Source organism: Aquirhabdus parva, from assembly GCF_003351745.1.
GTDB classification, from domain to species: domain Bacteria; phylum Pseudomonadota; class Gammaproteobacteria; order Pseudomonadales; family Moraxellaceae; genus Aquirhabdus; species Aquirhabdus parva.
Window position 1 is genome coordinate 1,995,335 of record NZ_CP031222.1, and the last position, 25,643, is coordinate 2,020,977.

General features: G+C 43.6%; 27 protein-coding genes. 14 read left to right on the forward strand and 13 right to left on the reverse strand.

The genetic code is table 11. The annotated features are described in order from the left end of the window. Positions 1-164: 164 nt before the first annotated feature. From HYN46_RS08915 to HYN46_RS08945, 7 genes are all read left to right on the forward strand, one after another. Positions 165-380: a hypothetical protein gene (locus tag HYN46_RS08915; RefSeq protein WP_114899057.1), complete on the forward strand. Its 216-nt coding sequence runs from the start codon at positions 165-167 to the stop codon at positions 378-380. 29 nt (positions 381-409) lie between these two features. Next, positions 410-790, forward strand: coding sequence for a VOC family protein (locus tag HYN46_RS08920; RefSeq protein WP_114900695.1), 381 nt, complete (start codon positions 410-412; stop codon positions 788-790). Between the two features lie 109 nt (positions 791-899). Then, on the forward strand, positions 900-2,177 hold the full coding sequence (locus HYN46_RS08925; RefSeq protein ID WP_114899058.1) for an OmpP1/FadL family transporter: 1,278 nt from the start codon (positions 900-902) through the stop codon (positions 2,175-2,177). A gap of 82 nt (positions 2,178-2,259) precedes the next feature. Continuing rightward, positions 2,260-2,670, forward strand: coding sequence for a YeeE/YedE family protein (locus HYN46_RS08930; RefSeq protein WP_114899059.1), 411 nt, complete (start codon positions 2,260-2,262; stop codon positions 2,668-2,670). 13 nt (positions 2,671-2,683) lie between these two features. Further along, a complete protein-coding gene (locus HYN46_RS08935) occupies positions 2,684-3,097 on the forward strand; it encodes a DUF6691 family protein (RefSeq protein WP_114899060.1) in 414 nt (137 codons plus the stop codon). Positions 3,098-3,305: 208 nt separating this feature from the next. Further along, complete coding sequence (locus HYN46_RS08940; RefSeq protein WP_114899061.1) at positions 3,306-3,941, forward strand: lipocalin family protein; 636 nt, start codon at positions 3,306-3,308, stop codon at positions 3,939-3,941. After that, positions 3,938-4,537, forward strand: coding sequence for a short chain dehydrogenase (locus HYN46_RS08945; protein ID WP_114899062.1), 600 nt, complete (start codon positions 3,938-3,940; stop codon positions 4,535-4,537). The genes HYN46_RS08940 and HYN46_RS08945 overlap by 4 nt, the downstream gene beginning before the upstream one ends. Before the next feature lie 133 nt (positions 4,538-4,670). Here the strand turns inward: HYN46_RS08945 and bfr are convergent, their stop codons facing one another. Next, positions 4,671-5,135, reverse strand: a complete 465-nt coding sequence (gene bfr / locus HYN46_RS08950) for a bacterioferritin (protein WP_114899063.1) — start codon at positions 5,133-5,135, stop codon at positions 4,671-4,673. A gap of 302 nt (positions 5,136-5,437) precedes the next feature. Between bfr and HYN46_RS08955 the strand changes: the two genes are divergently transcribed. Beyond that, positions 5,438-5,899: a hotdog fold domain-containing protein gene (locus tag HYN46_RS08955; RefSeq protein ID WP_228254938.1), complete on the forward strand. Its 462-nt coding sequence runs from the start codon at positions 5,438-5,440 to the stop codon at positions 5,897-5,899. Positions 5,900-5,984: 85 nt separating this feature from the next. Then, positions 5,985-6,572 carry a TetR/AcrR family transcriptional regulator gene (locus HYN46_RS08960; RefSeq protein ID WP_162818136.1) on the forward strand — a complete coding sequence of 196 codons (588 nt, stop codon included), beginning with the start codon at positions 5,985-5,987 and terminating at the stop codon, positions 6,570-6,572. A gap of 51 nt (positions 6,573-6,623) precedes the next feature. Here the strand turns inward: HYN46_RS08960 and tsf are convergent, their stop codons facing one another. Together tsf and rpsB are read right to left on the reverse strand one after the other, a co-directional pair. Continuing rightward, a complete protein-coding gene (gene tsf / locus HYN46_RS08965) occupies positions 6,624-7,514 on the reverse strand; it encodes a translation elongation factor Ts (RefSeq protein ID WP_114899066.1) in 891 nt (296 codons plus the stop codon). 291 nt (positions 7,515-7,805) lie between these two features. Then, entirely contained in the window at positions 7,806-8,582 is a 777-nt protein-coding gene (gene rpsB / locus HYN46_RS08970) for a 30S ribosomal protein S2 (protein WP_114899067.1), read from the reverse strand. Between the two features lie 347 nt (positions 8,583-8,929). Between rpsB and map the strand changes: the two genes are divergently transcribed. The 3 genes from map (at position 8,930) to dapC (ending at position 13,812) form a co-directional block, all read left to right on the forward strand. Next, complete coding sequence (gene map, locus HYN46_RS08975) at positions 8,930-9,733, forward strand: type I methionyl aminopeptidase (RefSeq protein WP_114899068.1); 804 nt, start codon at positions 8,930-8,932, stop codon at positions 9,731-9,733. Positions 9,734-9,901: 168 nt separating this feature from the next. Beyond that, positions 9,902-12,580, forward strand: coding sequence for a [protein-PII] uridylyltransferase (gene glnD, locus HYN46_RS08980; protein WP_114899069.1), 2,679 nt, complete (start codon positions 9,902-9,904; stop codon positions 12,578-12,580). Between the two features lie 47 nt (positions 12,581-12,627). Further along, a complete protein-coding gene (gene dapC / locus HYN46_RS08985; protein WP_114899070.1) occupies positions 12,628-13,812 on the forward strand; it encodes a succinyldiaminopimelate transaminase in 1,185 nt (394 codons plus the stop codon). 78 nt (positions 13,813-13,890) lie between these two features. On the opposite strand, the gene trxC is transcribed toward dapC, so the two are convergent. The 3 genes from trxC to HYN46_RS09000 all read right to left on the reverse strand — a co-directional run bounded on the left by trxC (position 13,891) and on the right by HYN46_RS09000 (position 15,464). Beyond that, positions 13,891-14,310 carry a thioredoxin TrxC gene (gene trxC, locus HYN46_RS08990; RefSeq protein ID WP_114899071.1) on the reverse strand — a complete coding sequence of 140 codons (420 nt, stop codon included), beginning with the start codon at positions 14,308-14,310 and terminating at the stop codon, positions 13,891-13,893. Positions 14,311-14,390: 80 nt separating this feature from the next. Next, on the reverse strand, positions 14,391-14,645 hold the full coding sequence (locus HYN46_RS08995) for a DUF6868 family protein (protein WP_114899072.1): 255 nt from the start codon (positions 14,643-14,645) through the stop codon (positions 14,391-14,393). A gap of 171 nt (positions 14,646-14,816) precedes the next feature. Then, on the reverse strand, positions 14,817-15,464 hold the full coding sequence (locus HYN46_RS09000) for a YidC/Oxa1 family membrane protein insertase (RefSeq protein ID WP_114899073.1): 648 nt from the start codon (positions 15,462-15,464) through the stop codon (positions 14,817-14,819). Positions 15,465-15,720: 256 nt separating this feature from the next. On the opposite strand from HYN46_RS09000, the gene HYN46_RS09005 reads away from it, so the two are divergent. Next, positions 15,721-17,277 (forward strand): S41 family peptidase, encoded by a 1,557-nt coding sequence (locus tag HYN46_RS09005; protein WP_162818137.1) that lies wholly within the window; start codon positions 15,721-15,723, stop codon positions 17,275-17,277. A 72-nt stretch (positions 17,278-17,349) separates the two neighbouring features. Here HYN46_RS09005 and HYN46_RS09010 read toward each other — a convergent pair whose 3' ends face one another. The 4 genes from HYN46_RS09010 to dusB form a co-directional block, all read right to left on the reverse strand. Then, entirely contained in the window at positions 17,350-18,399 is a 1,050-nt protein-coding gene (locus tag HYN46_RS09010; protein ID WP_114899075.1) for a GGDEF domain-containing protein, read from the reverse strand. A 164-nt stretch (positions 18,400-18,563) separates the two neighbouring features. Further along, positions 18,564-20,036, reverse strand: coding sequence for a glyceraldehyde-3-phosphate dehydrogenase (locus tag HYN46_RS09015; protein WP_228254784.1), 1,473 nt, complete (start codon positions 20,034-20,036; stop codon positions 18,564-18,566). Positions 20,037-20,185: 149 nt separating this feature from the next. Beyond that, positions 20,186-20,440: a DUF1244 domain-containing protein gene (locus tag HYN46_RS09020; protein WP_114899077.1), complete on the reverse strand. Its 255-nt coding sequence runs from the start codon at positions 20,438-20,440 to the stop codon at positions 20,186-20,188. An 83-nt stretch (positions 20,441-20,523) separates the two neighbouring features. Continuing rightward, positions 20,524-21,540 (reverse strand): tRNA dihydrouridine synthase DusB, encoded by a 1,017-nt coding sequence (dusB, locus tag HYN46_RS09025; protein WP_114899078.1) that lies wholly within the window; start codon positions 21,538-21,540, stop codon positions 20,524-20,526. A gap of 127 nt (positions 21,541-21,667) precedes the next feature. Here dusB and trmB point away from each other — a divergent pair, with 127 nt between their 5' ends. Further along, on the forward strand, positions 21,668-22,423 hold the full coding sequence (trmB, locus tag HYN46_RS09030) for a tRNA (guanosine(46)-N7)-methyltransferase TrmB (RefSeq protein ID WP_114899079.1): 756 nt from the start codon (positions 21,668-21,670) through the stop codon (positions 22,421-22,423). A 96-nt stretch (positions 22,424-22,519) separates the two neighbouring features. Here the strand turns inward: trmB and HYN46_RS09035 are convergent, their stop codons facing one another. From HYN46_RS09035 to HYN46_RS09045, 3 genes are all read right to left on the reverse strand, one after another. Next, a complete protein-coding gene (locus HYN46_RS09035; RefSeq protein ID WP_114899080.1) occupies positions 22,520-23,791 on the reverse strand; it encodes a dihydroorotase in 1,272 nt (423 codons plus the stop codon). After that, positions 23,788-24,801: an aspartate carbamoyltransferase catalytic subunit gene (locus tag HYN46_RS09040; protein ID WP_114899081.1), complete on the reverse strand. Its 1,014-nt coding sequence runs from the start codon at positions 24,799-24,801 to the stop codon at positions 23,788-23,790. Before HYN46_RS09040 ends, HYN46_RS09035 begins: the two co-directional genes overlap by 4 nt. Positions 24,802-24,933: 132 nt before the next feature. After that, the gene (locus tag HYN46_RS09045; RefSeq protein WP_114899082.1) at positions 24,934-25,515 is read right to left on the reverse strand and encodes a flavodoxin family protein; all 582 of its coding nucleotides are present in this window, start codon (positions 25,513-25,515) and stop codon (positions 24,934-24,936) included. Positions 25,516-25,643 lie beyond the last annotated feature (128 nt).

Consider the following 25,643-nt stretch of genomic DNA (forward strand, 5'->3'; position numbering starts at 1 on the left):
AACAACATTACCAATTCACATTGACTTTTTTTTCTTAAAATTCTACTTTTGAAATAGAGGAGATTTTCCAGCTCCACCAAACAATTCATTTACCGTAAAACTGCATATGCAACAGTAATCACCCTGCTCATAAATTCTTTTCACGAAGTCGTCGGGATGATCGCATGAGTCTCCGTTTTATTATTATTTTTATCATTGCGACGCTGTTAAGCGCAGGCACATTATTTGTCGCAATTATTGCCATTGATGACTATATGCGCTGGTATGACAGCCTCGCGCCAAACCGCGCGCACATTTTCACGATGGTTTTTGTTCTTTGCGTGCTTATCGGCATTTATTTATACTGCCGCAAAAAAAAGCCTCAAGATAAAGAAATCTGATCACTGGTCAATAGAGTATTGCAATGCCTATATCCATCGAACGACTTGACCACTTGGTCCTCACCGTTCACAACATCGAACAGACGATTGAATTTTATACGACCCTCTTAGGAATGCAGCATGTTTCATTTGGCGACAATCGCCATGCGCTTGTATTCGGACAACAGAAAATTAATTTGCATCCTTCAAGCGCACCGCTGCAACCCCATGCGCAGCATCCCACTTCTGGCTCTGCTGACCTCTGCTTTATTACACAGACTCGAATACAGGATGTTATTAGTCAGCTTCAACAATCAAGGGTTAGCATTGAAGAGGGACCTGTGCCTAGAACTGGGGCGCTCGGCGCTATTACTTCTGTTTACTTTCGCGATCCAGACTTTAATTTGATAGAAGTATCCAACTATGATTAATTCTCTTATCTCTATAACAGCTTAAAATATCAAAAATAATTACTTTTTAACATAAGACATACAGTTCTACACTGCCCTCAAGATTTCTTAAATATAAAAGAGGGCTGTGATGTCACGCATATTCGTTCAATCTAGTTTATCTATTAGCATTGCGTTCATTGTGATGACTGGAAGTGCTGCACATGCAACCAATGGATACTTCTCAAGCGGTTATGGCATTAAAAATGATGCTGTTGCAGGAGTCGGTGCTGCACTCCCTCAAGACGCATTGACCATTGCTGTCAATCCCGCAGGACTCACCGAAGTAGGACATCAACTCAATATCGGTTTGGATATCTTTGCCCCTGAGCGATCAGCGAGCATTCAAGGCAATGCATTTGGTCCAAATACGGAATTTAATGGCGATCGCACAAAGCTCTTCTATATCCCTAATGTGGGCTATAGCCACCCTATCGATCCCGATGCCACACTCGGAGTCGCTGTTTATGGTAATGGGGGGATGAATACTGATTATGCCACCAATCCATACAGTCGCTTCGGCGCAACAGGCAAATCTGGCGTTAATTTAGAACAGCTTTTTGTTTCCCCTGCTGCCGCATGGAAAATCAACGAACATAATAGCGTCGGCTTAGCAGTCAACTTGGTCTATCAAAGCTTTAAAGCCAAAGGCATTGGCGCATTTAGTGCATTCTCCCAAGATCCGCGCCATGTCAGCGATAATGGTGAAGACACATCTTATGGTGCTGGATTGCGTCTCGGCTGGATAGGCAAGATCAATGATTATGTCTCTGTTGGTGCAAGCTGGCAAACCAAAACACGGATGAGTAAATTCGACAAATATGCAGGACTATTTGCAGATAGTGGTCGCTTTGATATCCCAGAAAATTATACGGTTGGTTTTGCAGTCAAGCCATTAGACACTCTAACCGTGGGCTTCGACTGGCAGCGCATTCTTTATCATGATGTTGCCGCTGTCGGCAATCCATTCTCCGCACTCTTACAAGGCCAACCCCTTGGCGCAAAAACAGGTGCGGGTTTTGGTTGGAAAGATATTGATGTGTATAAACTTGGCGCTGTGTGGCAAGCAACCTCCCAACTGACATTACGCGGTGGGTTCAGCATTAACCAGCAACCGGTGCCGAGTAGTGAGACGTTCCTGAATATCCTTGCACCGGGTGTCGTCAAGAAGCATTTAACAGTCGGTGCCAGTTGGGCAATTAATCCAGCTAATGAGATCAGTGCCTCTTATATCCATGCCTTTGATGAAAAAGTACATGGTAGCAATTCCATTCCTGCGGGCTTTCCCCCTGGTGGATTTGGCGGAGGTAATGCTGATCTTGAGCTTCAGGAAAATGTATATGGTCTGGCATGGAGTCATAAATTTTGATCGCGATCAAGCTTTAATCGCTTCGATTCAAGCATAATCCAATGACATCATATGACGTACTTATTTTTAGGAGGATCGCACAATGAGCCTTCAACAGTTCGCCCCCCAAGTTTTAGGGGGTGCTCTCATTGGGTTGGGTGCAGCGGTCTTGTTATTGTTTAATGGCCAAATCGCGGGAATCAGTGGTATCTATGGACGCCTCATTCGCGCAGACTTCGGAGCAAGACATTGGCGCTTGGCTTTTTTAATCGGACTGCTAATCCCTGCGACCTATCTCCTACTCCAGCATACCACGCCCATTAAAACAGTCAGCGTTGGGATTTTAGCTTTGGCTGGCTTACTGGTCGGTCTCGGAACAGGGATCAGCAATGGCTGTACCAGCGGCCATGGTGTTTGCGGTATTGCAAACTTATCACCACGCTCACTGATCGCTACATTACTTTTTATGGCCAGTGCAATCGTAACGGTCTTTGTCATTCGGCACGTGATCTAAGGAGCTGGTACAAATGAGATCGATATTCACTGCGCTATTAGCCGGCTTATTGTTTGGATCGGGCTTGGTCATTTCAGGAATGACTAATCCAGAAAATATATTGGCATTTCTTGATGTGACTGGAAACTGGAATCCAGCTTTAGCGCTCGTTATGGCAAGTGCGATTGTTGTCACTCTCCCCGCATTCACTTGGGTACGTCGACGTCAACATAATTTAGTTGGAGACCCAGTCACTTTAAGCAATCGCCGACCACTCGATAAAGACCTCATCTTCGGTGCAATTATTTTTGGCGTGGGCTGGGGCCTATCTGGACTTTGTCCAGCACCCAGTCTCATTGCAGGCTTAGGTGGTAATGCCCATATTCTGGTCTTTGTCCTTACCATGACGATTGGCTTATGGCTTTCAACACGTTTCAAAAATAGCTAAATGGGCGTATCACTATAACCACAAGAACACTCAGAAGAATAAATCATCTTCGCTGTGGCAATCAGGAATCTGATGAGATGATCAGCGCATATTAGATTTAAATCTTTTTTTATCGCTACTTACACAAACACTGAGCAAGATCACTAAAGTCATTTTGTAGCCTGAATTGATCCTCCTCAGAATCTCTATATTCTTAATATGAGTATTGATGATGCTTATCACGGCTAAAAAGATGACCAATATATTTAAATCAACAGTCATGATTGTATTCACTACCGCACTATTAAATCCTTCGGCACAAGCTGAGGAAAATTCCAATACATTTCCGAAAGTCACCCCTGTTGAACATATCGACATCAATCGATATACAGGAAAATGGTATGAAATTGCCCGCTTGCCTATGTTTTTTCAGCGCAACTGCGCAAGTGATGTAACCGCAACATATAGCTTAGAACCAACTAAAAGTGGAGAACCAGCAAAGATCAAGGTCGATAATCAATGTCGTAAATCTAATGGAGAAATCATCGGATCTATCGGTCAAGCACAACCGCTTAGCGTCAGTAATAGCCAGTTGCAGGTGACTTTTTTACCAAAATTTTTGCGTTGGTTACCTATAGGCCAAGCGCCCTATTGGATTCTAAAAATTGATGAAAGCTATACCACGGCATTAGTCGGAAATCCTGAGCATAAGTATTTGTGGCTTCTGTCCCGCACTCCGCAAATCAGTGATGCAACCTATCAAAGCTATATCCATGAAGCGCAGAAACAAGGCTTCGACACGTCAAAATTAATACGCACCATACAGAACAACTCCTCACTCTCAACTCAGGGACTAGTGCAATGAAAGTCATCGTAATTGGCGCGACAGGCACACTTGGTAAAGCAGTATCGAATGAATTAGCCGCACGCCACGACATCATCGAAGTCGGTAAAACCAAGGGGCAATATCAAGTTGATCTCACTAGCAGCGAAAGCATCAAGGCCCTGTTCGAAAAAACAGGAAAAGTCGATGCCATCATCGCAACAACCGGGAAAGTGCACTTTGGACCACTCGCTGAAATGACAGCAGAACAATTTAAAATTGGTTTGCATGACAAATTATTAGGTCAAATCGACTTGGCCTTGATTGGACAGCACTACTTGAATGCAGGCGGATCAATTACATTGACCAGTGGCATTCTCACAGAACAGCCTATTCGGCTCGGGGTCAATGCAACCACCGTCAATGCGGCACTTGAAGGCTTTGTCCTTGCTGCTGCGGCAGAATTTAACAATGGCATACGCATTAATATTGTTAGCCCGACGGTATTGCAGGAATCTTTAAAATCCTATGGTTCATTTTTTATTGGTTTTGAGCCTGTCGCAGCAAGTCGAGCTGCTCTGGCTTATAGTCGTAGTGTAGACGGTATACAAACTGGGCAGGTCTATCGGGTTTGGTAAATTAGCGAGTGAAATAAGGCTATAACATTATGAGACCTGCAGACACCTTATGCAGAATTTGATTAATACTGCAAAGGTGTCTACTAAACAAAAACAGCTTCCGTAGTTTTTTGATTCATGACCCTACATAAAATTACAGCTGTGATTGAAGATAATTCGCTAAACCAATTCGTTTAATCAGACTCAATTGCTGTTGAAGCCAATAGGTATGATCCTCTTCGGTATCAGCCATCTGCTGACGCAAGATATCTCGACTTATAAAATCGGCTTTTTCTTCGCAAAGTTGAACGCCTTTGGCAAGAACCTCTCGGACTTTATATTCAAGCGCCAGATCCGCCTCTAAACAGCTTACGACATCTACACCAATATGCAGTTCATCGCGTGACATATCTGGTGTGCCCTCAAGAAATAAGACGCGACGAATAAGCGAATCTGCATGCGTACCCTCTTCCTGCGATTCATGATTTAAGCGTTCATATAACTTTGAAAATCCCCAATCTTCGTACATCCGAGAATGGATTAGATACTGATCACGTGCAGCAAGCTCGCCACCGATCAACATATTTAAATAATCAATGACTTCAGAATGACCTTGCATATCTTGTTCCCCAACATCGCTTTGATAATGACTGCATTATTATCGAGTAGCCGCATAAATTAAAGGATATTTTTGTTTAACCTTATGTTTTTAATAATTAAATGAGAAGCATACTTATTTCCACTATACTTCCAAGCTAAAGAAATAATTTTTCAAAATCCTATTTTCTCTTACATTTTCGGCCCTTTTCTTTCTTATACCCATCAATCAGAGAACTGCCTAGTCACTTGTATTCCTTTTAAGTCTACCAATACTAGAATATTATTCTAATTATTGTAGTTCCATTTCACTTCAAGGATCAAATCATGCAAGCACTACAACTTTTTGAGAAATTTAAAAACATCCCAGGTGGCCGCAAACTGTTTAGTATTGGCCTCTGTCAAAAAGCCCCCTACTTCTCAAGTATTCACCCACTGATTGAAGATCTAAAGCCGAATTACGTCCGCGTCTCAATTAAGAAACGCCGCTCTGTTGAAAACCATCTGAAAACTGTGCATGCGATCGCGATGTGCAATATGGCCGAACTTGCTGGTGGGCTCATGACCGATGTGTCTATCCCTAAAGGTGCACGTTGGATTCCTGCCGGCATGACTGTCGCTTACGTCAAAAAAGCGACGACTGATCTTGTTGCTGTCGCAAACGGTGATGCCGTAGATTGGACAACCAATGGCAATATCGTGGTTCCTGTCACAGTGACCGATACACAAAATAATGTGGTCTTCACCGCGCAAATTACGATGAACCTCAAGCAACCCAAGGCATAAATCGCCAGTTTCGGATATCAATATTGACTTATCAGTAGAATTATCAGTGGTATAATAGCCACGGATAATTTGGGTTATGAGAGAGATGACACCACGCACAAATGATAAGCGTAAAAATATACTCAAAGCCGCTTTAGCATGTTTTACACAGTACGGCATAGAGTCTACGACCATTGAACAAATTCGTGATCTCTCAGACACCAGCGTTGGAAGTTTGTATCACCACTTTGGTAACAAAGAAGGCATCGCATCATCACTTTACAAAGAAGGCTTACGACAATTTATGCGTGGCCTTTCAGAGCAGATGCACTCCGTGACTTCGATTGAGCAAATGATCGCTGTAACAGTCCATTCTAATTTAGACTGGATTGTTGAAAACCCTGACTGGGCTCGCTTCATCTTTAATCATCGACACGTCTTAAAAGAAAATGCGCAAGAGGATAGTTTTAAAGCCGAAGTCAAAACAGCCCATCTGGAAATGACCAATCAGTGGCTAAGCTTGAGCGACAGTGATCGTTTAATACCTATGCCTCTTGATGTATATCAAGCCATCCTGATCGGTCCAACTCATCATTATGCAAAAGAATGGCTTGGCGGGCGTGCAGAGACGTCGCCTAAAGAGATGGGTGATTATTTAATTAATATGGCGTGTCGCTGTTTATTACTTTCATAAAAAAACCTCGCAAAATGCGAGGTTTTTTTACTTAAAGCTGAGAGGATAAAATTAACCCGCAGCAGCAGCCGATGCAGCAGCAGTTGCAGCAGCAACTTCTTCAGCAAAGTTGTCTACTTTCTTCTCGATGCCTTCACCAACTTCTAAACGAACGATAGTGTTAACAGTTTGACCAGCAGCTTTCAGTACATCGCCAACTTTCTTTTCATTGTCGATCACGTATGCTTGACGGGTCAAAGTCACTTCGTTTAGATATTTGTCCAAGCTACCAGTAATCATTTTTTCAACGATGTTTTCTGGCTTGCCTGATTCACGTGCTTTAGCAGCGAAAATTTCTTTTTCGCGCTCTAACACTTCTGCTGGTACGTCTTCTGCATTGATTGCCAATGGGTTGAACGCTGCAACGTGCATTGCAATGCCTTTACCGGTTTCAGCATCACCACCAGTGTAACCAACAACAACACCGATTTTCAGACCATGACGATAAGTCGCCAATGTTGCGCCTTCAACCAATACTGCACGGCGGATCTGGATGTTTTCACCAATTTTTTGAACCAATGCAACACGCGCTTCTTCGATGGTTTGACCATCGCCGTATGGCAATGCAGAAATGGCAACAACATCTGCAGTGTTATTTGCCAATGCAATTTCTGCAACTTTGTTAGCAAATACAGTGAAGTTTTCGTCTTTTGCAACGAAGTCAGTTTGGCTGTTTACTTCAATCAATAATGCACGACCATCGGCTTGAGCAATAATGATCGCACCGTCAGCAGCGATATTACCGGCTTTTTTAGCCGCTTTTGCTTGACCTGACTTACGCATGTTATCGATTGCAACTTCAATATCACCACCTGCTTCTGCAAGGGCTTTTTTGCAATCCATCATGCCAAGACCTGTACGGTCACGCAGCTCTTTAACCATGCTTGCAGTAATTTCTGCCATTTTCATTTCCTCAATAATTGATTCTTAAAGACTCTCAATTCGAAACTTTCAATCCGAAAGCCTATCTTCAAAAACAGCATTCAAATTCGTTAGATACACCCATCACAATACCCAAAAGGTATTTTAAAAATGAGGCATCAAAATCAAACAGCCCAATCAGTAGATTGGGCTGTACACCTGTCAGATTCAGGATAACGAAGAACTTAGACAGAATCGTGACAGCTCAAAACTAAAAACCGACTTCAGCGAAAAATATCTTCAAATAAATATTAATCGCTGAAGTTTTACAGCTTATTCAGCAGCAGGAGCTTCTTCAGCAGCAACAGGCGCTTCTACAGCAGCGTCTTGACCGCGTGCAGCAGCATTACCTTGAGTCGCAGCATATTCTTTACCAGCAATGATGGCATCAGCCATTGCACTTGCGTATAAAGTCACAGCGCGGATCGCGTCGTCGTTGCCAGGAATGATGTAATCAACACCATCTGGGTTTGAGTTTGTATCAACGATACCGATCACTGGAATACCAAGGTTTAGCGCTTCTTTGATTGCAATCGCTTCATGATCAACGTCGATCACAAACAATGCATCTGGCAAGCCGCCCATATCCTTGATACCGCCCAAAGATTTTTCCAATTTTTCCATTTCACGAGTACGTTCCAACGCTTCACGCTTAGTCAGCTTAGCGAAAGTACCGTCTTGTGATTGAATTTCGAGGTCTTTTAAACGCTTGATTGACTGGCGAAGAGTTTTCCAGTTTGTCAGCATTCCACCTAACCAGCGGTGATCAACAAAAGGCATGCCTGCACGGATTGCTTGTTCACGGATAATCGCGCTTGCAGCACGTTTAGTTCCAACAAACAATACTTTGTTTTTGCGGCTTGCAATTTGGTTTGCATAGTTCAGAGCATCATTCAATGCAGGAACGGTGTGTTCCAAGTTGATGATGTGAATTTTGTTACGCGCGCCGAAAATGAAAGGTTTCATTTTTGGGTTCCAGAAACGAGTCTGGTGACCGAAGTGAGCGCCTGCTGTGAGCAGATCGCGCATTCCTACGTTATAAGATGCCATATCTATTCCTAATGCACCACGTGCATTTTTCAAGTTTGGGTTAGGCCTCCATACGCCCGATTCGTCCACTAGAACGCAAATTCAGTATACTTTTTTAATCAGCTTGTAAGAAAGTTGGACTAAAAATACTGTTTCACAGCCCCAGCACCCAGACGAATTGTCGGCGTATGTGCGGATTTATTTCCTCAATTCAAACAACAAGAAATATAAGTATTTGATTTATTGATGCTAATCATCCAAAAAATGAACAACATACAAACTTACCAAACGACGTATAAAACTGATTGCTAAATTGGGGGCGTATTTATATCATGTTTTAATATATTTTCCAATTAGATTGACACGATATGAACAGTTTTATTCAACAGCCGTCACTGATCAAGTCGGCAGAAGACATCGAAAAAATGCGCGTGGCAGGAAAACTTGCTGCAGAAGTGCTGGGCATGATTGCGCCTTTCGTCAAAGCAGGTGTAACCACCGCTGAACTTGACCGCATTTGCCACGATTATATTGTTAATGTTCAAGGCGCGATTCCAGCCCCACTGAACTATCGTGGATTTCCAAAGAGTATTTGTACGTCAGTCAATCACGTCGTATGTCACGGGATTCCTAGTGATAGCAAAGTCTTGAAAAATGGCGATATGATGAATATCGACATTACCGTGATCAAAGATGGATTTCACGGCGACACCAGTGAAATGTTCTTTATTGGTGAACCCTCTATTCTTGCCAAGCGCTTAAGTGATGTCGCTCAGGAGGCCATGTATCGCGGCATGCAAACAGTTAAAGCCGGCTCCTACGTCGGCGACATCGGCGCGGCTATTCAAAGCTATGTTGAAAGCCAGCGTTTCAGCGTAGTCCGTGAATATTGTGGTCATGGCTTAGGGCGTGTCTTTCACGAAGACCCACAAATCCTGCACTATGGCAAAAAGAATACTGGCATGAAACTTGAGGCGGGTATGACTTTTACCATTGAGCCGATGGTGAATGCTGGCGTCTGGCAAACCACTCTGATGAATGATGGCTGGACCGTCATTACTAAGGATCGTAAATTGTCGGCTCAATTTGAACATACCATTCTCGTCACTGAGACAGGCATCGAGATTTTGACCGCACGCCCTAACGAAGATCTATCGCGCTTCGGTGTTTAAAGCTGACGCTTCACATCTGTGATCGAAGTTGCTTTTTATACTGATCTGGCGTTGAAATTTTCAAAAAAGACTCTCATTTCGAGGGTCTTTTTTATCACTGAACTCGACTTCCTGCTATGATTCAGTCTTATTTTTTTGTTCACTCATTCTTTGAGAGACTTACGCCTTATGTCTGCTCTGCCCTCGCCGCTTGATTATCTACCTTCTAAAGAAAGCCCTTCCTCAAGTACTGGCAGTACGGGGAATAATTGTCGCGGTCTCATTCAGTGGCGCCAACTTCTTGAGAAGCAATTAGACGAGAAACTAGAGGCCGGAGAGTCCATTCGTAGCGTTGTCCACGCACGTACCCATGCGATCGATGATGTCCTGCAACATCTTTGGAATAACCAGCATCTTTCCAATCAAGGCATTGCGCTCATCGCAGTAGGTGGTTATGGCCGCGGGGAATTACTGCCTAAATCTGATGTCGATGTCATGATTCTGAGTCAAAATCCGCTTACCGAAGAACAAGAGGGACAAGTCTCACTGTTTGTCGCAAGTCTTTGGGATGCAGGTCTTGAGCCAGGTGTGAGCGTACGAACACTTTCGGAATGCATTCAAACTGCCCAAGATATTACTGTTGCCACAAGTTTAGTTGAGTCTCGTTTAATTGTTGGCGATAAATCCTTAAGTCTTCTGCCTCGCCGCATCGTATCGGACACTTGGACAGACTTGGACTTTTATAATGCAAAAATGGCCGAGCAGTCTGTACGTTACGGTCAACATCATAATACTGAATACAATCTGGAACCGGATATCAAAAATGCGCCGGGTGGTCTCCGCGACATTAATCAGATCGGTTGGATCGCCAAGCGCTACTACCGCGTTGTCAGACTCTATGATTTAGTTCACTTAGGTTTTATCAGTGAGTTCGAATACAACGAACTGGAATCCTGTGAGGATTTCCTGTGGCTGATTCGCCATCATTTGCACCGCATTACCAATCGCAATGAAAACCGCCTACTCTTTGACTATCAGCGCGCTGTTGCTGAGCGCCTGAATTATCATAGCCACGAAAGTGATCATCAGAATGCGATTATTGAACGCTTCATGCGCGATTACTACCGTGCAGCCATGCGCGTTTCCAGTTTTAATGAAATGCTTTTGGCGTATTTCTATGAAACGGCGATTGAACCTAAACTCAAAGAAACATCTCCGCTCGTCGTCACTGCGATTAATGATCGATTTGAGCTCATTAATGGCAAGATATCCGCGCGTCATCATCGTGTGTTTTCGGAAACACCGAGCAGCATTCTAGAGATTTTCTTTCTGATGGCTTCGCGTAATGATGCTATCGGCATCCGTGCGCGTACCCTACGTCTATTGATGCTTGCGGTCAAAGGGATTGATGATGCTTTCCGTCAAAATCCGATGCATCGCGCGCTCTTTATGGCGATTATTCGTGGGCGCTATCGTTTGTATGAAACCTTCCAAGCGATGAAGCGCTATGGCGTGTTAGGTAAATACTTACCCGCTTTTGGTCAGATTATCGGCTTGATGCAATATGACCTGTTCCATATCTACACCGTCGATATGCACACGTTGATCTTGCTCCGTAATCTACAACGTTTTGGGGAGGATCACTCCGAAGAAAACTTCCCTGTGGTCAGCCAAATCTTTAAACGTCTCGATCGTAAGGATATTATTTATCTTGCGGCGCTATTTCATGATATCGCTAAAGGTCGCGGCGGGGACCACAGTGAACTTGGGGCAATCGATGCAACTGAATTCTGTTTAGCACACGGATTAACACAGCGTGAAGCGAATATTGTCGCATGGCTCACCCAGAACCACTTACTCATGTCACTGACGGCGCAAAAGAAAGATATTTCCGATCCCGATATCATTCATGAATTTGCTCAAAAAGTCGGTGACATGGTGCATCTGGACTACCTGTACACGCTCACTGTAGCCGACATCAATGCCACAAATCCAACACTTTGGAACACATGGCGCGCATCATTACTGCGTCAACTTTATAATCAAACTCGCCGAGTGCTACGCTCTGGCCTAGATAATCCGATGGATCGCCAATCCTGGATTGAAGATACCAAAAAGCAGTCCTTCGATTTACTAGCCGGAGCTTTTGAGCGCCATGCCGTTGAAAAAATTTGGCAAGAAATGGGCGATGATTACTTCCTCCGTGAACGACCTTCCGAAGTCGCATGGCACACGCGCGAAATTCTATTGCACGGCCATGAAACTCCGCTCGTGCTGATGCGCGAGCATCGTGAGCTCAATCAAGATGCCGTGCAGATTTTTATTTATACGCATGATTTGACCAATCTGTTTGCCGCAACCGTGGCTGTCTTTGATCAAATGGAGCTCAACGTTCAAGACGCGCGCATTATCACGGCGAAAACAGGTTTCTCTGTAGATACCTATGTGGTATTGGATAAATATGGCACCCTGCTGACCGATCCAGTTCGAAATGCAGAAGTGACTGCACGCCTGAAAGCGGTGCTTGCTCAGCCTGAAAAAGCACAGAATCTCTCCAAACGACGTATGCCCCGTCAGCTACGCCACTTTAATGTACCAAGCGAAGTCACGATTAAACTGGATATCGTGCATCAGCATAATGTCGTTGAGATTATCTCTCTGGATCGTCCGGGTCTTTTGGCGCAGATCGGTGCTTTGTTTTTTCAGAAGAACATCGATATTCAAACAGCACGAATCGCGACCTTGGGAGAACGTGCGGAAGACGTGTTCTTCATTACAGATAGTCAGGGCAAGCCACTCGATAATGCTGCAGCCAGTGCACTTGCTCAAGAACTCAAACATGATTTAGATGCACAGAGCCAAGCCTAGGCTCTGTAAAACCTTTTTTTGTACTTTTGAATGTAATCCATATCTCTATGAATCCAAATTTATCCAGTTTACATCCCTATCCTTTTGAAAAACTTGCGCGTTTATTTAGCGATCTCACACCACCCAAAGACTTGCCTAATATTGCACTCTCGATTGGCGAACCTCGCCATGCAGCACCAGAATTCGTCAAAGAAGCACTGGTGAGCAATCTTAAGCATTTATCTACCTACCCTTCAACCAAAGGCTTACCTGCACTACGTCAATCGATTGCAGATTGGTTAACAGCTCGCTTTAAACTTGAGCAGGTAGATGCAGAGTCGCAAGTGTTGCCCGTTAATGGGACACGTGAAGCGATTTTCTCATTTGTTCAAGCAGTGATTGAACCCGCTGCAACGGGCCAACAACAGCCCTATGTCATCATGCCCAATCCGTTCTATCAAATTTATGAAGGCGCTGCGTTTTTAGCGGGTGCTATACCCTACTTCGTAAATTGTACTGCGGAAAATAACTATCTCGGGGACTGGGATGCCATTCCTGAGTCAGTATGGGCAAATACACAGCTTGTCTTTATCTGTACCCCTGGTAACCCGACAGGCGCAGTCATGCCTGCTGAAAAACTAAAGAAACTTATCGCCCTTTCCGATCAATACAACTTTGTGATCGCCTCTGATGAATGCTATTCAGAACTGTATTTTGATAAAGCGCCGATAGGCTTACTAGAAGTTTGTGCTGAAATAGGTCGACATGACTATCGCAATTGTGTCGTCTTTCACTCGCTGTCTAAGCGTTCAAACCTGCCGGGTCTACGGTCGGGCTTTATTGCCGGTGATGCGCGTTTACTTGCGCCTTATTTACTGTATCGCACCTATCATGGCTCCGCGATGCCTGTACAACATCAACTGGCATCGATAGCCGCTTGGCAAGATGAAGTTCATGTTGAAGAGAATCGTGTTTTATATCGTCAGAAGTTTGATTTATTCCTGAATGAACTTGGCCAAGAGCTTCCATTTAAAAAACCTGATGCTGGATTTTACTTTTGGTTACCCGTTGCTGATGATGAAGCGTTTGCACGACGCTTATATGCCCAGCAGAATATTACCGTACTCCCTGGTCGTTATTTATCAAGGGAATCAGGAGGCATCAATCCGGGTATGAATCATGTCCGTATGGCATTGGTTGCCGATATGGCGACGTGTGAAATTGCCGTGGCCCGAATTAAAAGTTTGATTTAAACGTTATTACAAGGCTAGAAAGCAAAGACGTGGATATCACTGATTTCCACGTCTTTTAAAGATAATTAATGCCTTAAATTAAACAACTTGTCCCAGCCAAGACAGCAATTGCGATGCCTGCATAGCACCTGCTTGCCGCGCTACTTCCTTCCCCTGCTTAAAAACTGCAATCGTAGGAATACTGCGTATATTAAATCGCGCACTAATCTGTTGAGCTTGTTCGGTATCTACTTTGATAAAGCGATATTGCGGTGCATTTTGCGCGGCTTGATTGAATTGTGGCGCCATCATTTTGCAAGGACCGCACCACTCTGCCCAAAAATCGACGACGATGGGGAGTTCAGTATTTTGCACATAATGGTCAAAGTTTTGGTCATTCAATGCGATAGGATGATTAGGCAATAGCTCTTTTTTGCATTTTCCGCAAGTCGGATGCTCTTGCAAACGCTCGTCAGGGACACGATTTTTGGCCATACAATGTGGGCAAACAATTAGCATATCTCTATATTCCCATTACAATATTTACTAAGCATTTTCATCCAATGCTGCTGATTTTGCTAGTCTTAATCGTTTATGTTTTAGAAACCATATTTCACAATGATACTCAACGCAATGTAAGGGATGAGATTAAGCAATAGGATGCCAACTTTATAAAGTGTCATGCCTGCATAATGAAGCGTATCAAAAGATTCATCAGAAAAGTGAAACCACCGTCCATGCAAATGACGCATCCACTCATGGGCAAAAGTGAACACCAGAAACCAAACTAACAGTACGCCATAATTGATGATGGTGCACCAAAGCAGCAAGCCGCGAATCAGTTCAATATTCATCAATCAATCTCCTTGATTATCTCTTATTATACACCCTTAAAAAAAATGCAAGATGCCTCAAATTAATTTGGGATAGCCACCGCTGCCCAGTAAAAAAACCGACACATTCATGTCGGTTTTTTTACTTTCAATCGGTAACACAGTACTCGACTCTACTTAAGTTGGCCCATCTCAGATCGTTGGAATTTGCCGTTTTACAATTACACGTAAAATTAGCATTTGTACAACTGTCACTGCATTAGATGTTGCCCAATAAATGCCCAAAGCCGCAGGTAATGCAATAATAGCAAAGACAGAAATAGCCACAGGAATCATCAGAACCAACCACATCGACATATTTTCAGGTCCATTAGGCATGAGTACCAAACCAAACATCATCAGGCTGCCCACCACAACGGTGAGCAAAATATCTGGCTTTGCTAGTGTTGCGATCCATAAAAACTTACTACGGAACATCATGTTTTTAAGCACATGAAATATCCCGATGCCAAATAATCCTTGAGTACCCAAATTAAATATAGAGACCTTATCGACAATTGAAATGCCGTGTTTTTGATAGAGTGCCATAGTTTTATTGGTTAATTCAGATCGGTTATCTTTAAAGTTTATTTTGATTTCATCAAGCTCAGGCTTAATACGTTTCATGGCCACTTTATTCTTTTGCATTTTATAAGCGGCAGCTAACGACACTGGCATCAATGCAAAACGGACTATCAAAGTCAGTGTAATAATCGAAAATGCTTCAGATAAACCCCAGTTTGCACTGAAATAACTCAAGCTCGTTCCAAGAAAATGTGTCCAAGCGGTCCAAAATTCCATGAGTGACTCCAATGCGGAATAAAATAAGAATGCGTAATGAAGAGGTTGTGACGTTCAGTATATTATCAATGCTTCATCGGTCTTTGATGTCTACTTAATCTAAGCAATTTAATCTAAGCAATAATGATGCCTACAAAACAATCAACACAAATAATAAATACAACTCATGTAATTAATAGAAGTTGGCATATTACTTGTTTATCAATGAATATATTTTTCCATTTGATTAAAACATTTTCTTTAGTGAGAAATTACATTGCCCTGTCTATGGCCTACTTTCATCTTTTCACCTTGGGTACAAAAGAGAAAAATTCTCAAACTTGGCTCAATCTCACTGCTCCTATTTGGCTCTGCATCAATAGCCGCCAAGGATCAATCTTTTATTAACACGAGCCCTTTGCAAATACAAACCGCCAAATACTGGCAAAACATAACCAAGAAAGATCTGACATTTATCCATAAAACCATTCTAGAAGCTCATCCAGGTGTCATTGACAAGCAAAACCCTAAATTTAAAGAATGGTTAGAAAATGGTTATATTCAAGCGCAGCGGCTCATTCCACAAGTCAAGAACCAAGAAGAGGAGTTGGCGGTCTTAAGATTCTATACTGTTGGTTTTCAGGATGGTCATGTATCGATAGACCCATCTACAGAACAAAAAAAAACAGCCTATTGGCCGGGGTGGTTAATTGAGATGCAAGGGAATACTTCAAATGCTAGCTTTATTGTTAAAAATGTTCAAATAAACTGGCCAAGCCCAGTCCCACCCAATGGATCGCAAATACTATCCTGTGATGGTCAATCAGTTAAGTATCACATTGAGCACGATATTGCCCCGTTTGTAGACACACGTTTGACACTCGAATCGAGCTGGAAAAAATTAGCCAATCAAGTCATGATTCAAAGTAATGATTTCCCAACCCTAAATCAGCATTCTATGCAAAATTGCATCGTGCAATTACCAGATCAAAGTCAAAAGACCTTTGCACTTTTATGGCAAGCAGCAGATAAAGGTACGTTAGACCAGCTATTGAAACCTCCTAAATCTATCGGCTTATCTAATTTGGGTGGAGGGCGATACTGGATCAATGCCTCTAATTTCTTACCCAACGCAGAGGAAAACTTACAGTTTGAGAAACTACTTACGGATCTAACGCATCTTGATTCAGCAAAGCTTGTTGTCTTTGATGTTCGTGGAAATACAGGCGGAAACAGTACCTTTGGAGGTCGTATGTTATCCGCATTACTCGGGAACAGCGGACGCCTCAAAGATTTATCTGAATCGGCTTGGTGGCGTGTCTCTAAACAAGCTATTTCCTCTCGTGATAACGTGTTATCCATGATGGAAAAAAATTATGGAAAGACGAGTAGCCTATATATTTATACGCAACATTTACAAGCAAGATTAAAACATGCTGAACAAAGGCATATTGAATGGTTAAAAGATGGGGAACTTGAACCCGACCCTACAGAAGATAAAAAGGAAGGAAGTGATTTTCAAGGGCAAATTATCTTATTGACCGACTCCAAATGTGCCAGCGCATGTCTTGATTTTGCGGATAGTGTGATGTCCATTCCCAATGCAATACAGATGGGGCAAGAGACAAGCGCTGATTCTATATATAATGATATTGGATGGTTCAGGACCCCAAGTGGGTTATATCTCATGATCCCTTTGAAAGTATTTCGCGAGCGCCCTCGTGGTAATAATCAGCCCTATACGCCGAAGTATCGCTTCAATGGTGATATCAGTGATACTGCAGCCGTACAGCAATGGGTACTGAGGAGCATTCAGCCAATCAATAAAAATTAGTACTGCTCAATTAAAAATCTACAGTGTAAATATTGTCGTTTTCTAATATATCCCCCCCTACTCCAATGCCCCTCAATGCTTGTGTATCGCTTTACACGCATACATTCTCTGATCAGCTAAGCGGATCAACTCTTCAGGAAGCTTATAATCTTGTGGTCCCGTTTCCACACAGCCCACACTTAAAGTCACATTCTTTTCGCGACTTTGTAACTCCAGACTAAGCCGCTTCATATAAACTTCCTCAGCTTGGATTTCCCCACAATTCGATAAGATAATACAAAACTCGTCCCCGCCATATCGAAAGCAGCTATCCTCCATTCTTGAGATTTTCTTGATTACCTCTGCCACATTACGCAGCACTTCGTCACCCCGTAAATGCCCCTCGTGGTCATTGATCGCTTTAAAATTATTTACATCTAAATAAACCACGGTTATTAACTCTGACCTGCGCTGTGCGCTGCGTAATGCTTGAGTCAGTATTTCGGTTAGGTAGCGTACATTTAACAAACCTGTTAAAGGATCAGTACGTGACATCGATTCAAGCTGCTTTGTTTTTCCCTCTAATACAAGCGCATACTGATCTGACTTATCTTTAGAGGTCTCAATTTCAGCCACTAAACTTCGGATATACGTTTCAAAAACAAAGGAAATATCCAACATAAATAGTTTAGTTAAGGCCGCGATGGTCTTTTTACTTTCTTCTTCATCCAGAAGCGTTACATGCAACAAATCCGTTAATAGCTGCTGCAAGGTATTGATTGCTGCCAGATATAACTTTGGCTCAACACCAATCCGTTTGTGAACCAGTCCGATACGCAAACGATTGTTCACATATTCCAGATCATAAAAACCGCTAAATAAATCATTAACATACTTTCGCTGAGCATTTCTCAGACGCGTCAGAGTATCCGCATCACCAATCAGCAAAGCAATCTCGGCGACGCTCGTTTGTGTCTCGTAAAACTTATCGACGACGGAATCTATTTTTGCAGCAATTTTGGATTTTGCTTTGACAAGTACGAGCACATCTTGCTCAGTAAGTGAAAATAACGATTTACGGTATTCAAGCTCGAAATCAGTAATACGTAATTGTTCTAAAAGTGTTTGGTCAGTTTGCTTCATATATTGAATCTCCCTTTCTTCTAAGAAACACATCCTGTGTATTCTTCGTACAGCTTATCGTATCGCTCAAGTTATGGCTATGATGTTTTTAACTTCCTAATCTGACAATCATCCATAAAAAAACCGACATCTTCATGTCGGTTTTCTTTTTTTTCACTCAGTGATTACGCACTGACTGTTTCTAATGGAAAGTGTGGGTACTGTACACCTGCCATTTGCTCGACAATACGCAGAACTTGGCAGCTATATCCAACTTCGTTGTCATACCAAACATAAAGTGTGGCATGGTTACCGCTGACGATCGTTGCTTGTGCATCAAACACACCTGCCGAACGTGAACCAATGAAGTCTGATGAAACTACTTCGCTTGAATTGGTGTAGTCAATTTGACCTTGCAGATTTGAGTACACAGAAATTTGGCGAATATATTCGTTAATTTCTTCACGTGTGGTTTCAGTTTCTAAATTCAGATTTAGAATCGCTAAAGACACGTTTGGTGTAGGTACACGTACAGAGTTACCGGTTAACTTACCTTTTAACGCAGGCAATGCTTTTGCCACAGCTTTAGCAGCACCGGTCTCTGTAATAACCATATTCAATGTTGCAGCACGGCCACGACGATCCGCTTTATGGTAGTTATCCGTCAGGTTTTGGTCATTGGTGAATGAGTGAACAGTTTCGACATGACCATTTAATACGGTGAATTTATCATGGATCACTTTGAGGATCGGTGTGATCGCATTGGTTGTACAGCTTGCCGCACTGATGATTTGGTCTGAATCAATGATATCCGTATGGTTCACGCCGTATACAACGTTCTTCATCTCACCTTTACTTGGTGCAGTGAGAATGACGCGTTTTATGCCAGGGCAAGTTAAATGAACGGACAGACCTTCAACATCACGCCATTTACCGGTGTTATCAATCAATAACGCATCTTTAATACCGTAAACAGTGTAATCAACTTCTGATGGGCTACCAGCATAGATCACTTTAATATAGTTACCGTTTGCAATGATCGCTTCGTTTTCTTCATCAACAGAGATCGTGCCTTGGAATGAACCATGTACAGAGTCACGGCGCAAAAGGGATGCACGTTTTTGCAAATCACCTTCAGAAGATTTACGTACAACAATTGCACGCAGACGCAGACCACGTCCGAGACCCGCTTGTTCAATGATCAAGCGCGCTAGAATACGACCAATACGACCAAAACCGTAAAGGACAACATCTTTTGGCTCAGCACGTTCACTCTGTGCGGGCAATACTGCTAAAGCTGCACTGAGTAATTCTTTCGCAGCAGTACCGGTTTCGCCTGCGGCACGAGCCAGTTTACCCAAGTCAACTTCACATGAAGTCAATTTACCGCACTCTGCCAAAGCCTCAAGAATAGGCATGGTATCTACAACGGACAAATCCCCTGCAATCATGCGTACACGACGATGCGCTTTAAGAATTTGAATGACAGACATGTTAACCAAAGAACGGCCATAAACTGAAACGACAACATCATTTTCGCGATACAAGCGACCAATAATCGCAATCATCCGCTCAGCTATTTCTTCACGATTTTTCCAGCGGCCCCAATGTTCTTGGGTCAGTGCTACGGTATTGTTTGGTTGTGTCGAGTCAGTCACGGATAATTCCTTCATTGAGGCCCTATTTTATTTGGGCAAACTGGGGGAAATGTTTAGAGGCGCATATTCTAACAAACTACGACGTGTTTTGCCTGTGAATGTCATCATTTTGCGATGAAATGTGTATAGAGAAAGATAATACGACAGCATTATTTTTGATATTTACTTTTCCACTCTTCATAGGGCATGCCGTAGACATGCTGACGTGCTTCAGGATCTGTTAATGCAATTCCTTGTTTTTCTGCCTCTTCACGCATCCATTTCGATAAGCAATTACGACAGAAACCACCAATATTCATCAAGTCGATATTTTGCACTTCTGTATGGGTTTGTAGATGATTCATAAGCCGGCGAAATGCTGCTGCCTCAAGTTCCGTTTGCTGTGCTTGGGTTAAATTTGACATAGAATATTCCTTATTAATAATGACACATTAGAAATGCAGTACCTTAAATGGGATTTATAAGATCATAAAACAATAATAACGAATTAATCCGCTGTGACCACAAGATCACTCTCATAGATCAGGCGCTCACCACGCTGCAACAAATGATCAAAATAATCACGTGTAATTGTCGCTTGCTCCGCAGTTGACTCCACTGCGTACATGGCTTGCCGAAACTCATTACTGGCATGCAGGCCTTTGGTATACCAAGCAATATGCTTACGGGCAATACGACACCCCGAATACTCACCATAGAATTGGTACAAGTCCTCTAAATGCCCGAGAAGCACATCTTTGATTTCAGTCACTTCAGGTAAAGGCAATAGCTCCCCAGTCGCTAGATAATGGGCGATTTCACGAAATATCCAAGGTCTTCCTTGAGCGGCTCGCCCAATCATAATAGCATCGGCGCCTGTTTCCGCTAAAACGTATGCCGCTTTTTGAGGACTATCAATATCGCCATTGGCAATAATCGGTATCTGGACATTGCGTTTTACTTCACGGATCAACGCATAACGGGCTTGACCTAAATACATATCTTCACGGGTTCGTCCATGTATCGCCAATGCAGCAATACCCGCTTGCTCTGCGCGTTCCGCAATACGGTGGATATTTTCTGCCCCGTTGATAAAACCCAAACGTGTTTTCAACGTTACGGGCACATCAACCGCATTCACCACGGCATCCAAGATTTCCCCGACCAATACTTCATCTTGCAAGAGTGCTGAGCCTGCAAGTTTATTGCAGACTTTTTTTACAGGGCACCCCATATTGATATCGACGATTTGCGCACCATTTGCCACCTGATAGCGTGCAGCCTCAGCCACTTGCTTCGGATCAGAACCGGCTATTTGAACAGAAATGGGGGCAAGTTCACCGGTAAAGTCTGCGCGGCGCAATGATTTCTTGCTGGCATGCAATGACTTATCGGCCGTAATCATCTCACTCACCGCATGGCCAGCCCCGAAATGCTTACACAGTTGGCGAAATGGACGATCAGTGACACCAGCCATCGGGGCAACAATAAGGTTATTACGGAGTTGATAAGGACCGATATGCATGGAGAAGGCTTAGATCAAGTAGTAAAGAAGTGAATTGTAGGCGTGACAGGAGAAATGGGCAATCACGAATAAAATCCCTTACAATAGCCGCCAATTTCGATGATGAATTTCTTACGGCACCATTTCCATGAACGATACAACTGATGTACCCACAAATCTAACCGAAGCAGTAAACGATAATGTAGAAAGCGGGTCTGTAAAAGACGAATCAGAAGATAAAAGCTTACGCCCTATTCTGACCTTTATGCGTCGCTCATCCCCGCTCAACACTTCACAAGAACGTGGGCTGGATGAATATGCACATCTCATCGTTAAAGCGCCAATCAGTGATGCACGCAATTTATTTGAACATCCAGAGCACCCACTGACAATCGAAATTGGCTTTGGTATGGGCACATCACTCGTACAAATGGCGATTGCTGCGCCTGAGCGTAATTTTCTAGGGATTGAAGTTCATATCCCGGGAATTGCGCAGTGTGCCTTTGAAGCCGGTCAAGCCGGAATTAATAATTTACGGATTATGGATGCTGATGCGCTAGAGGTTCTTGCGGGGATCCCTGACGGCAGTGTCGATCGGGTGCAGTTATTTTTCCCAGATCCTTGGCAAAAGAAACGTCACCATAAACGTCGTTTTGTCGCACCTGAACGGATGGCGCTGATTGTCCAAAAACTGACTATGGGTGGGTGGTTTCATTCAGCAACGGATTGGCAGCCCTATTCCGAATGGATGATTGACGTGCTTGAGCAAGTACCGGGGCTTGAGAACGTTTATGGCAAAGCACAGTTTGCCCCACGCCCAGAATGGCGCCCACAAACCAAGTTTGAACGTCGCGGTGAAGCGGCAGGACATGGGGTTTGGGATGTAATTTATAAGCGCGTGTGATGCTTCAGCAGTTATTTCGGATATGAACAAATCAAGCCTCATTAGTGGCTTGATCTTTATCGAGAATAATCGGCAACGACAGGTTACTCACGTCGTTTAAACAAATACCTCAACGACACGTCCAGTCAATGCCGATCCTAAAAACGGCGTATTCTTCCCTGCCGATTTAATTTCTGTGGCATCTAGAGTCCACTGCAGCTCTGGATCGACCAGCAGCCACCCTCCCATGCTTTTCCATGTTTGATGTACGCCAGCAATTGCTGCTGGGATCAGAGAGATCTGGGTCACCAGTTCAAGAGGTGATAACAGCCCATCACGGACCAATCCAATCCCGAGTGCCATAAAACTATCAAAAGCAGAAATACCTGCTTGAGTTTCGGCAAAAGGCATCATCTTGGCCGTTGCAGATAGCGGTTCATGATGACTACATATCGCATCAATAATCCCTGCTGCCACACCTGCACGCAATCCCAATCGATCTTCTTCACTGCGCAACGGTGGACGCACGTGTGCAGCTGAGTTGAAGCCGTCGATGCTCGAATCCGTCAAATACAACTGATGCATCGCAACATCCGCCGTTACAGGTAACTTTTTATCCTTAGCAGTCGCGATTAAATCCACCGAAGCCGCACAGGAAAGCTGGCTAAAGTGGGCACGTACACCCGTTGCTTCTACCATTTGTAGCTGGGTGCTCAGCGCAACAGTCTCTGCAATCGCAGGAATCCCTGCCAAACCTTGCCGTGCCGCCATAAAACCTTCGTGGACACAGCCATCTTGTGCGAGTACGGCATCTTCAGGGTAAAAGAAAACGGTTAAGCCTAAAGTGGCGGCATATTCTAAGGTATGGAACAGCACATCATTATCTGCGAAAGAATGACGTGCATTACTGACAGCAATACATTTGCCTTGTTTTAGCCCTGCTAAATTCGCGGGTTGTTTCCCTTCAAGTCCTTTGGTCAACGCACCAATCACATGCAGGAAAATGCCGCCATCATCGTAGGCTTTTTGACGGAGTCCAGGAAGCAAGGCCCCACTCTCCAGTACAGGCTTGGTATCTGGCGGAATAACGACGTGAAGGAAGCCATTAGCGCGCGCGGCCAGACCTTCGGATTTCAAGGTGCCGTGTTGCTGTTCACCCGGCTCACGTAAACGTGCACAAAGATCCACGAGCGAAGGTACTAACCACTTGCCCTGCCCATCGATCGTTTTTGATACACTTTTAAAATCGGAAGGCTGATCAATTAAATGACCGTTTTGAATCCATACGGAACGAACATCATCCGTATTGTTCTCTGGATCAAGCAAACGAATTTTATTGATTTGGATAATACGATTATCTGCGGGTTTCAAATTTTTTACGTCACTCATGCCTGCATCTCCCGCGCTTCTAACTGTCCTTGCATTGCCAACGAGAGCACGGCCATTCTGACCGCGATCCCATAATTCACCTGTTTTAAAATTAATGACTGTGGACCATCAGCAACGCTGGATGCGATCTCAACCCCCCGATTCATCGGACCTGGATGCATGACCAAGGCATTTGGATTAGCCAGCTTTAAACGCGCCTCACTTAACCCATAAAGCTTATAGAATTCATCAGAACTGGCTAGTAACGGTGAGGCAATACGTTCATTCTGAATCCGTAATGAAATCACCACATCACAACCCGCGACGCCTTGATCCATATTTTCAAAAACTTTGACACCAAATGTCTCAAATCCTGTCGGCAATAGAGTCTTTGGCGCAATGATGCGGACTTCTTTAGCACCTAAGGTTTGCAGCGCTTGTATGTCTGAACGTGCCACACGGGAATGCTTGATATCGCCAATAATAGCGATCGTCAATTCACTAAATGGACGCCCCGCATGACGGCGTATGGTGAGCATATCTAACATTGCTTGGGTCGGATGTGCATGACGACCATCACCGGCATTAATGATCGCAACTTTAGGGCAAACCGATTGCGCCATGAAGTGTGCGGCACCCGATGCTGAATGTCGTACTACAAACACATCAGCAGTCATCGCCTCTAAATTCCACAAGGTATCGCGGAGTGTCTCGCCTTTGGAGGTACTTGAACGCTGAATATCAATGTTAAGTACATTGGCAGAAAGACGTTGGGCAGCCACTTCAAATGTGGTCCGTGTCCGAGTAGAGGGCTCAAAGAAAAGATTCATGACTGTGCGCCCAGCCAGCAAGGGATTATTTAAAATCCGACCATTCTCACCCAAAAATGTTTCTGCAGTATCTAATATTTTAGTAAGGTGAGCGCAAGATAGGCCTTCGATTCCTAGAAAATGTTGCAAATTGCCTGCGCGATTGAGTTGCAGTTGACTAGGCAGGTGTAACGCAGAAATATGCTGTGCTGACTTTTGCATCAACGATGTCTCTAATGGCTATTTTTAATGGCGCTAAGTTTAACGGATTACTCAAAAAAATTCCCGTCGAATCGCGCCTAATCGATAGGCAAAAAAACAGCCTCACAAAGAGGCTGTCTTAATATTCATCACTTATAGTTTTTTATTCGCACGAATCACTTGTTCAGCGAAGCGTTTACCGAAAGCTTTCGCGGTTTCGAGGTCGCCTGCATGTGGACCTTCTTCTGGGGTTGAGTCCGATGGTGACGCAGCCAATAGTCCAGAGAATCCGCCTAGCCAATTAATATCACTGCGCTGTGCAGCTTTGCTGCTCGCTGGCATCAGACCTGTGCCGACCCAAAGCATGCCATGCTGCATTGCAAAGGTGATCAGGTAAGAAATCGTGACACCCTTATCACCATTTTGTGAAGCTGAATTGGTGAATCCAGCGGCTAATTTATCTTTCCATGCACCGATAAACCAAGGCTTGCTTGAAGCATCGGCAAACTTCTTGAATTGCCATGCCACATTACCCATGTAGGTCGGTGAGCCAAAAATAATACCATCAGAAGCAACTAACATTTCCCACGCTGCATCAGAGAGATTCCCTTCAGAATCAATTCGAATCAATTCCACAATCGTACCCGGTACGGTAACCAAACCTTCTTTAACCGCCTCTGCTTGCTTGTGGGTATGACCGTAACCACTGAAATAAACAACTGCAACCTTTGACATTTTAAATCTCCGTGAAGTGAATTGAGCAAACTTATCTTAATCGCTTTATATGGCAACGATACACCTTAGTTTCTAACAATAACTGTAAAGTAAATGTTAATAATTGGTTGCTAAAATCATTAGGTTAG

Coding starts and splice junctions, on each gene's coding strand:
- HYN46_RS08915 (WP_114899057.1), top strand. CDS start 165: ATGAGTCTCCGTTTTATTATTATTTTTATCATTGCGACGCTGTTAAGC.
- HYN46_RS08925 (WP_114899058.1), top strand. CDS start 900: ATGTCACGCATATTCGTTCAATCTAGTTTATCTATTAGCATTGCGTTC.
- HYN46_RS08930 (WP_114899059.1), top strand. CDS start 2,260: ATGAGCCTTCAACAGTTCGCCCCCCAAGTTTTAGGGGGTGCTCTCATT.
- HYN46_RS08935 (WP_114899060.1), top strand. CDS start 2,684: ATGAGATCGATATTCACTGCGCTATTAGCCGGCTTATTGTTTGGATCG.
- HYN46_RS08940 (WP_114899061.1), top strand. CDS start 3,306: ATGATGCTTATCACGGCTAAAAAGATGACCAATATATTTAAATCAACA.
- HYN46_RS08945 (WP_114899062.1), top strand. CDS start 3,938: ATGAAAGTCATCGTAATTGGCGCGACAGGCACACTTGGTAAAGCAGTA.
- bfr (WP_114899063.1), bottom strand. CDS start 5,135: ATGCAAGGTCATTCTGAAGTCATTGATTATTTAAATATGTTGATCGGT.
- HYN46_RS08960 (WP_162818136.1), top strand. CDS start 5,985: ATGACACCACGCACAAATGATAAGCGTAAAAATATACTCAAAGCCGCT.
- tsf (WP_114899066.1), bottom strand. CDS start 7,514: ATGGCAGAAATTACTGCAAGCATGGTTAAAGAGCTGCGTGACCGTACA.
- rpsB (WP_114899067.1), bottom strand. CDS start 8,582: ATGGCATCTTATAACGTAGGAATGCGCGATCTGCTCACAGCAGGCGCT.
- map (WP_114899068.1), top strand. CDS start 8,930: ATGAACAGTTTTATTCAACAGCCGTCACTGATCAAGTCGGCAGAAGAC.
- glnD (WP_114899069.1), top strand. CDS start 9,902: ATGTCTGCTCTGCCCTCGCCGCTTGATTATCTACCTTCTAAAGAAAGC.
- dapC (WP_114899070.1), top strand. CDS start 12,628: ATGAATCCAAATTTATCCAGTTTACATCCCTATCCTTTTGAAAAACTT.
- trxC (WP_114899071.1), bottom strand. CDS start 14,310: ATGCTAATTGTTTGCCCACATTGTATGGCCAAAAATCGTGTCCCTGAC.
- HYN46_RS08995 (WP_114899072.1), bottom strand. CDS start 14,645: ATGAATATTGAACTGATTCGCGGCTTGCTGCTTTGGTGCACCATCATC.
- HYN46_RS09000 (WP_114899073.1), bottom strand. CDS start 15,464: ATGGAATTTTGGACCGCTTGGACACATTTTCTTGGAACGAGCTTGAGT.
- HYN46_RS09010 (WP_114899075.1), bottom strand. CDS start 18,399: ATGAAGCAAACTGACCAAACACTTTTAGAACAATTACGTATTACTGAT.
- HYN46_RS09020 (WP_114899077.1), bottom strand. CDS start 20,440: ATGTCAAATTTAACCCAAGCACAGCAAACGGAACTTGAGGCAGCAGCA.
- dusB (WP_114899078.1), bottom strand. CDS start 21,540: ATGCATATCGGTCCTTATCAACTCCGTAATAACCTTATTGTTGCCCCG.
- trmB (WP_114899079.1), top strand. CDS start 21,668: ATGAACGATACAACTGATGTACCCACAAATCTAACCGAAGCAGTAAAC.
- HYN46_RS09035 (WP_114899080.1), bottom strand. CDS start 23,791: ATGAGTGACGTAAAAAATTTGAAACCCGCAGATAATCGTATTATCCAA.
- HYN46_RS09040 (WP_114899081.1), bottom strand. CDS start 24,801: ATGCAAAAGTCAGCACAGCATATTTCTGCGTTACACCTGCCTAGTCAA.
- HYN46_RS09045 (WP_114899082.1), bottom strand. CDS start 25,515: ATGTCAAAGGTTGCAGTTGTTTATTTCAGTGGTTACGGTCATACCCAC.